This window comes from Microcoleus sp. B7-D4, from assembly GCF_036705125.1.
Taxonomy (GTDB): domain Bacteria; phylum Cyanobacteriota; class Cyanobacteriia; order Cyanobacteriales; family Microcoleaceae; genus Microcoleus.
In genome coordinates, this window is sequence record NZ_JAUBTT010000187.1 from 1 (window position 1) to 7,032 (window position 7,032).

The 7,032-nt window shown below is 46.8% G+C and carries 6 protein-coding genes and 1 pseudogene; 4 read left to right on the forward strand and 3 right to left on the reverse strand.

The window, feature by feature from the left end; translation table 11 throughout:
• A partial coding sequence (locus QUB12_RS36110) for an HNH endonuclease signature motif containing protein (RefSeq protein WP_333310925.1) occupies positions 1-285 on the forward strand: 285 nt, incomplete at its 5' end.
• A gap of 333 nt (positions 286-618) precedes the next feature.
• Here QUB12_RS36110 and QUB12_RS36115 read toward each other — a convergent pair.
• Positions 619-2,001 carry a UDP-N-acetylmuramoyl-tripeptide--D-alanyl-D-alanine ligase gene (locus QUB12_RS36115; protein WP_333310926.1) on the reverse strand — a complete coding sequence of 461 codons (1,383 nt, stop codon included), beginning with the start codon at positions 1,999-2,001 and terminating at the stop codon, positions 619-621.
• Between the two features lie 407 nt (positions 2,002-2,408).
• Here QUB12_RS36115 and QUB12_RS36120 point away from each other — a divergent pair, with 407 nt between their 5' ends.
• Positions 2,409-3,689, forward strand: a complete 1,281-nt coding sequence (locus QUB12_RS36120) for a hypothetical protein (protein WP_333310928.1) — start codon at positions 2,409-2,411, stop codon at positions 3,687-3,689.
• A gap of 287 nt (positions 3,690-3,976) precedes the next feature.
• A complete protein-coding gene (locus QUB12_RS36125; protein ID WP_333142978.1) occupies positions 3,977-4,306 on the forward strand; it encodes an RNA-binding protein in 330 nt (109 codons plus the stop codon).
• Between the two features lie 231 nt (positions 4,307-4,537).
• Here the strand turns inward: QUB12_RS36125 and clpS are convergent, their stop codons facing one another.
• The gene (gene clpS, locus QUB12_RS36130) at positions 4,538-4,819 is read right to left on the reverse strand and encodes an ATP-dependent Clp protease adapter ClpS (protein WP_015178019.1); all 282 of its coding nucleotides are present in this window, start codon (positions 4,817-4,819) and stop codon (positions 4,538-4,540) included.
• 287 nt (positions 4,820-5,106) lie between these two features.
• Here clpS and QUB12_RS36135 point away from each other — a divergent pair, with 287 nt between their 5' ends.
• On the forward strand, positions 5,107-5,709 hold the full coding sequence (locus QUB12_RS36135; RefSeq protein ID WP_333142979.1) for a DUF3172 domain-containing protein: 603 nt from the start codon (positions 5,107-5,109) through the stop codon (positions 5,707-5,709).
• A gap of 42 nt (positions 5,710-5,751) precedes the next feature.
• Here the strand turns inward: QUB12_RS36135 and QUB12_RS36140 are convergent.
• Positions 5,752-6,996: pseudogene (locus QUB12_RS36140) on the reverse strand (RNA-guided endonuclease InsQ/TnpB family protein).
• Positions 6,997-7,032: the final 36 nt, after the last annotated feature.

Sequence of the window (7,032 nt, forward strand, 5' to 3'; positions counted from 1 at the left end):
TCACCTGACAACCCTCTTCAACAAGAATATTGGCTCAATCGAAACCAAAGACTAGGCAAATCATACTGGAGTAAGGGCGGTAAATACTATTCCGTCGCTCAAAATCAAAACTGGATTTGTCCTATCTGCGGAGAGTTATTGTTAAATGGAGAGGAAATAGAAACCCACCACATAGTACCTGTTGCTAAAGGTGGTACTGACGACGAGTACAACCTTCAGCACGTCCACCTAGCTTGTCACAAACAGGTACACTCTCAAAACCAAAAACCAGTTTCAAAAGGCTAGAAGTTAGGCTTGAGCCGTGTAAGTGCGAAAGTCTTAAGCACGGTTCTTAGGGGAGGGGAGAGCGGCGACGCTCGAACTTTACCCGACAGAGGTAGGGGTAGAAATGCCCCTATCGACTCTAACAATACAGTAGTTGAAAATGCCAAAATTTCAATAATTGAGCTCGATCCCGATATCGAAATCGAGGCCAGAGGGCTATCAAAATATTGAGGCATCGGGACTTAGGTGCAGATGGGCATCTTACCCTACGCATCAACGATCGAAACGTGAGTTTGAGGCGGCGATCGACTAGAAGCGATCGCATAATTTCAAATCCCCAAAATTTCTTTTCTATTACTCCCCCGCAAAATCTGCCCTAAACTTCTCCACAACTCGATTTAACTCCACCGAATGAGAGGCCTTAAATAAAATGCGATCGCCCGCTGTGACAAACTCCATTAAATGCCTTGCTAAATCTTCGCGGGAATTCTCCCTCGCAACATCTTCTACCTCCACAAAAGGCAAACCCGCCGCACCTGCAGCCATCGCCGCCGCTTCCTCAAAATCAGCAAAAACAAACAAAGCATCCAGATTCAACTCTCGCGCCGCTGTTCCCACTTGTCGGTGAAACTCGATCGCCCTGTCGCCCAATTCCTTCATCGTTCCCAACACCGCAATCCGGCGCTTTCCAGGAGTATCTGCTAACAGTCTCAGGGCCGCCAACATCGACTCCAAACCAGCATTGTAAGTCTCATCCAGAATCACAATATCCTGCGGCAAATCGTAACGGCGTGCCCGTCCATCCGGTAACTGCACAGACAAACCTTGCTTTAAAACTTCCCAATCAATACCTAACACTTTCCCTACCGACAAAGCCGCCAAATAATTTAGAGCATTGTGTCGTCCCGGCAGCGGTACTGGTAACTTTATAGTATCTATAATTATTGTATCATTAGTGAGCAATTCTCCGCACAAATCCCCGCCTTCTAAACCGTAACTTAAAGTTTTTCCTTGCCAAACTTCGGTCGCAGTTGCGATTAATCTGTCACAATCGTGATTGAGAATAGCAATGCTATCAGCAGGCATTTCGGCTAAAAGTTCGCACTTAGCTTGGGCGATCGCATCTTCCGAACCCAATCGCCCGATATGTGCCGTTCCTACATTAGTAATTACCGCAACAGTAGGTCGCGCAATTTGCGACAGCAGCGCAATTTCACCACTGGCGCGCATACCCATTTCAATTACAGCATAATTGTGTAAGGGTGAAAGCTCCAACAGAGTTTTTGGTACTCCAATTTCATTGTTGTAGTTATATTGAGTTTTAAGAACATTTCCACTCGTTGACAAAACCGCTGCAATTAACTCTTTAACAGTAGTTTTACCGACAGAACCAGTAACAGCAACTATAGGTATACTGAATTGGTCACGCCACCAGCGGGCGATCGACTGATAAGCTTTTAAAGTATCGTCAACGCGCAACAGCGGAAAATTCGGCAATTCCTCTTGCCAATGTCGATCGACAATCGCCGCAATCGCCCCCAAATCCCTGGCTTTTGCCACAAATTGATGGCCGTCAAAATTGTCTCCCCGCAGCGCCAAAAATACCTCGCCCCCCTCAAGAGTGCGCGTATCTGTGGCAATACCTGTCCCTAAAGCTGTCAAAACGTCGTCAGGCACAGCAGGCAAAGGTACAGTTAAAATTTCAGCAAGTTGGGCGATACTTACGCGACAAACCATAACCAGCACTCACATTTCAAATAATTATTTTCACAGCTAATCCTACCTTGCCTGACCTGAAAATTAACTGACAGGGGGCTGCTAACCTGGATATATCTTGACAATCCTAATACTAAATCGTCCGCCCACCAAGAAATTCTCCCCTACCCACCCACAATCTTTACCAATACTTTACAAAGTAGATGGTGATTTAAGGCTTGCGAATTACCAACAATTCATGTCATGCTGGTGTTGGTAATTAGTTTAACTAAGCAAAAAATATCGATCGGCTTAAGCTGCTGACAGCTTCTACCCATAAGCCTCATCCGGCGAGAAGCTCGGTTGACTCAATTGTTGCGCTTCATCGGCCAATTTATCAAGCTAATAGGGCTGAAAGCTACTGCCCCAGCCTCGGAGGGTTAACCACAGTGAACGACTACAACAGACAGAGTTACGAAGAAGAACAGCTACTTTACAAGCACTGGCTGGAGTTGGTACAAAGAGAGCAGCCGGCCGAACTCATCAGCCGCTTTCGCACTTTGTTTATCCACGGTACCGGATATCCCGATCGCTCCGTCGCCGAAGCACTCGAAAAAATAGCAGCCTCAGAACACGCCGAACAAGAATTCAAGTACATCCTCAACCGCTGCTGCCACATCCTGATCAACCGCTGGCAAACCTACCCCAGCAAGCAAGCAGCCATCCCTGAATTGATCGCCCTGTTTGAAGAAGCGCCCAAAATATTATTTGGATACCATCGATCGCGGGGGCGAGGCTCCATCCCCCAATTAGTAAATCAATTTACCGAAAGCGAACAGTACCTCACCCTCCAGCGTTTAGCCAAAGTCATAACTCACAACAATGAAGATAGCAGCAACAGCAAAACCCCAGCTACCCTTCCCCTCGGAACCTTAATTCCCCGTTACCCTTACCTCTACAAACACTGCCTCCTCAGCGACGACAGCACCTACGAACAGCAGAAAATCATTAAAAAAATCCAAGCTCAAAAGCAGCAGCAATTTGAGGTCAACCTCTCGCAATACGTGGCTCACCAAGTGAGAAAAGCCCAAACAGCGCGCCGGGAAACCTCAATTGTCTTCCAAAGAAGTATACAGCCTATAAAAAACCCGACGCTGTTGACAGACCCGGAACTATTCTTTGCCCTCAAGCACTTTGTCGGAAAAGTAGAGGGAGCCGATACCTACAGACAGCTAGCGGGCCGTTTCACGGCGAACGCCAGCACAAATCAGTCCTACGGCTCATTTAAAGACGACTTGTACGAATACCTGATTTCTTCTGTCACCGACGATCGCTACGGCAAACGTCTCTTTAACGAAAAATTGTATAAGCAACTACAAAATACCCTGCCCCACAGCGACGATCAGAAGTTTAACGAATTTTTAATGATCAGAACTTGCAGCCAGTTATTGAACTTTTTAGTAGTAGAGAGTCCTGTTCGGCCCAACCACTTTGTCTTCATCGACCTGATCTCAAACCTCGGTCCCACCCAAACCACAGGTTTGCTGCTGAAAATCGTACTAATTTGCGGCAAAGTCAAGCCCTACCTAGAAAAGCGACTGGCAATTTTGTTCGGTCACTACGAATGCAGTACCCGAGAAGGCGTGGTGTGGTTAGTTAAAGCCCTGGAAAACGTGAACCTAGCTTTGAGTACCAACTTTGGCAAGGTGGATGTATCTTTCCTGCGGTGAGAGCGGGGGGCATAACTTTCTTTGCTTCCACTGCAGGCAAAACATCACACCGATCGACCAGGTTTTTGAATACCCTAAAAGTTTTACCTTTAATTAGAACGACTTAATTAACTCCTGAAACCTATTCAAAAGACTCTATTCTATGTTAAAGTACCAAGTGTGAATCAGATTCAGTTGCAGGCTTTGTTCATTGCTACAGAATTGTCTAAAAACTTGCCCTTCTGTATCGGCAGGGGACTCTCCGAAACTGAAATCTTCGCACTGTCTAAATTTTGGAGTTATTCCTCATGTCGATATACGTCGGTAACTTATCCTACCAAGTTACCCAAGAAGACATCACCACCGTCTTCGCCGAATACGGAACTGTTAAGCGGGTACATCTACCTACCGACAGAGAAACCAGTCGCCCCCGCGGCTTCGGTTTTGTAGAAATGTCCACAGATGCAGAAGAAGATGCAGCGATTGCTGCTCTCGACGGAGCAGAGTGGATGGGTCGCGACCTCAAAGTTAACAAAGCCAAGCCCCGCGAAGATGAAGGCAGGGGTGGTGGCAACCGGGGCGGCGGTGGCCCTGGAAAATTTGCTCGCGGAGGGGGCGGCGGCGGAGGACGTTATTAATTTCCTCTGATAAAGATTTGAGATTGAAGAGTTGAAATTGGCGCGAGAGCTCACCTAGCTCCGAACCACTTCCGGCCTTTCCGAAAAACCTATGCTCTTCAAGTTTCCATATCTACCGCATTAAATATACCAAAAAGCCAAGGGCCGAACCCTTGGCTTTTTGGTATGTATGAGGGTTGACGGTATAAATCTGAAACCGGCTGGGCGAACCCGTTGCAGTACCGTCAGGTTCTAATCGTCAGGTTCGATGCTGCTGCTCAATCCGTGATTATTGAGCGTTTCAGCGTAAAACTCAGCGTGTTCCAGAGCGCAAACAATCACCAATCCCATCCCGTTAGTATGGGCTTCCATCATCACATTTACCGCCTGTGGCTGAGTCAGACTCGGTACCGTCGCCATCAAAGTCTGCACCACGTACTCCATAGGATTGAAATCATCATTGTGCAGCAGAACGCGGTAGCGTGGTGCAAGCTTGCGGACTGTGGAAGGCTTTTGAATAATTTCGACAGACACTAATCTATACCTCCTGACTTGTAAAATGTTAAAATTTGTCAACAATCTTGAGCCGGATTCCTCCGCTGTGCAAGACTATCTCACTTTCAGCTATTTTATTGAAATCTGAAAATTCAGACAAGGCAGCCCCTTGGTCGATCGCGAGCTGTGAACCCAACACCAAACCCACAGGGGGTGTCCTGGACCCTGGGCAACCACCTTCCTAGCGCCATAATATTAGAAAGGCGCGATCGGTTAAAAATAACAAACTACTACCTGTTGAGTCTCCAGAACTGACGGAACCTTATATGAAACGCAAACCTAAATCCTACAACGACAGATTCAGCGGCGACCCATCCCGAGGAGATGAAGACTCCGACTACCCCGGCTCCTTTGGCGGACAGTCGCGGCGTCAACCTCAGTCCGGTAAACCCTCTTTCCTCAATTCGGCCACCCTAGGAATTTTAACAGCCGTCTTTATTCTGGGAATTGGCATTGGCATTGCCTTTAGCTCCACAGCTACAATTAGCCCAGAGAACGTAGCATCCCGCGAATTTATCGATCGCAGCGCCCCGAACCCAGAACTTTGCGTGCAGTTTGGAGCAAGCGCGATGGTGACAGATATGCGCCTCTACGTCACCCTCAATCCCTTCAACGTCTACATCTCGCAGCCTAGTATGCGCCCCGGATGCGTTTTGCGAACCAATAACTGGGCAATTCTCGAACAAAGAAAACTCATCAGCCAAGACCAAGTGCGCGATTGCAAAAATCGCATGAACACCTTTGGCTTCACCGGCCCCCTGGAAGCTCAACCCGAAATTAACTGTATCTACCAAAACGACGGCGCTAAAAACCTGTTCCTCAACCAACCGGGTTCGATAGCTCCAACCACTGAAGGTCAAAATTTCTAAATCGCCGATATAGCGGTTTTCAGTTGATTGACACTCCTCGGCCTAAAGGCGCGAGGATTCTTCGTTCATAGACCCAACTTGCCCTAGCAGGATTACTCCAACCAAGGTAGAGGTCGAATCTCCCGAAGCGTTCGGATCTATGACCCAAGTTCCGGTATGCCCTACCGTACTCAAGGCTAATTTCAGGATATTAATAGCAGCATTCCAATCCCGGTCTAAGACGAAGCCGCATTGGCAAGTGTGGGTTCTCATAGAGAGGGATTTTTTGATTAACGTGCCGCAATTAGAGCATTCCTCAGAGGTGTAGGCAGGATTGACCGCTACGGTTATCTTGCCAAACTTAACCCCGAAATACTCTAACCATTTCCTGAACTGATACCAACCCGCATCATTAATAGACTTGGCAAGACAATGGTTCTTGACTAAGTTCTTAATCCTCAAGTCGACCTAGGCGACCAAATCGCTAGATTGGATTACACAACGTGCCAGTCTCTTGGCATATTCTTCACGTTGCCTACTTATTTTGAGGTGTACTCGTCCTAGTCTATTAATGGCTCGTTTACGATTGGCAGAGCCTTTTCTTTTACGAGAAACACGTCTTTGTCGAAACTTTAGACGCTTCTCGCCTGCTCGATAAAATTTAGGGTTAGGCTCAGTATGACCATTGCTATCGCTGTAGAACTCCTTGATTCCTACATCTAATCCAACAATTCTACCTGTCGGCTCAATGTCTAGTTTTCCAGTTTCGATTTTCACCAAGAACTGAACGTAGTAGCCATCGGCACGACGCACTAGCCTAACCCGCTTTATTTGGTCTAGTTGGTAGAAGTGTAAGTCCCACGTCCCTTTAAGTTTAAGTTTACCAATGCCCTTCTTATCAATGAAATTGATTGAGCGTCTATCGGGGGAAAGCTTCCAGCCAGAAGTTTTGTACTCTACCGAGCGGCAATTCTTCTTAAATTTTGGATATCCCTTCTTTCCGGGAATAGACTTCCTGCAATTTTCGTAGAATCGAGCAATTGAGGAATATGCCCATTCAATAGCAACTTGGCAAGCGTGAGAGTTCAAAGTATTTACAAAGGGAAACTCAGCTCTCAGCTTGGTGTTGTAGCGATACAGCTCTTTTTGCCCTACGCCGCGATTATCCATCCAAAAACGGATACATTTGTTGCGGACGAATTGAGCAGTTCTAATCGCCTCATCTATTGCTGAGTATTGAGTTGTTTTCCCTTTAGCTTTGAACTCTGGCGTTGCTGAGTTAGAGTATGAATAGGAGGAATAATTTATGCAATGCCCAGAATGTAAATCAACCCATATCCGTAA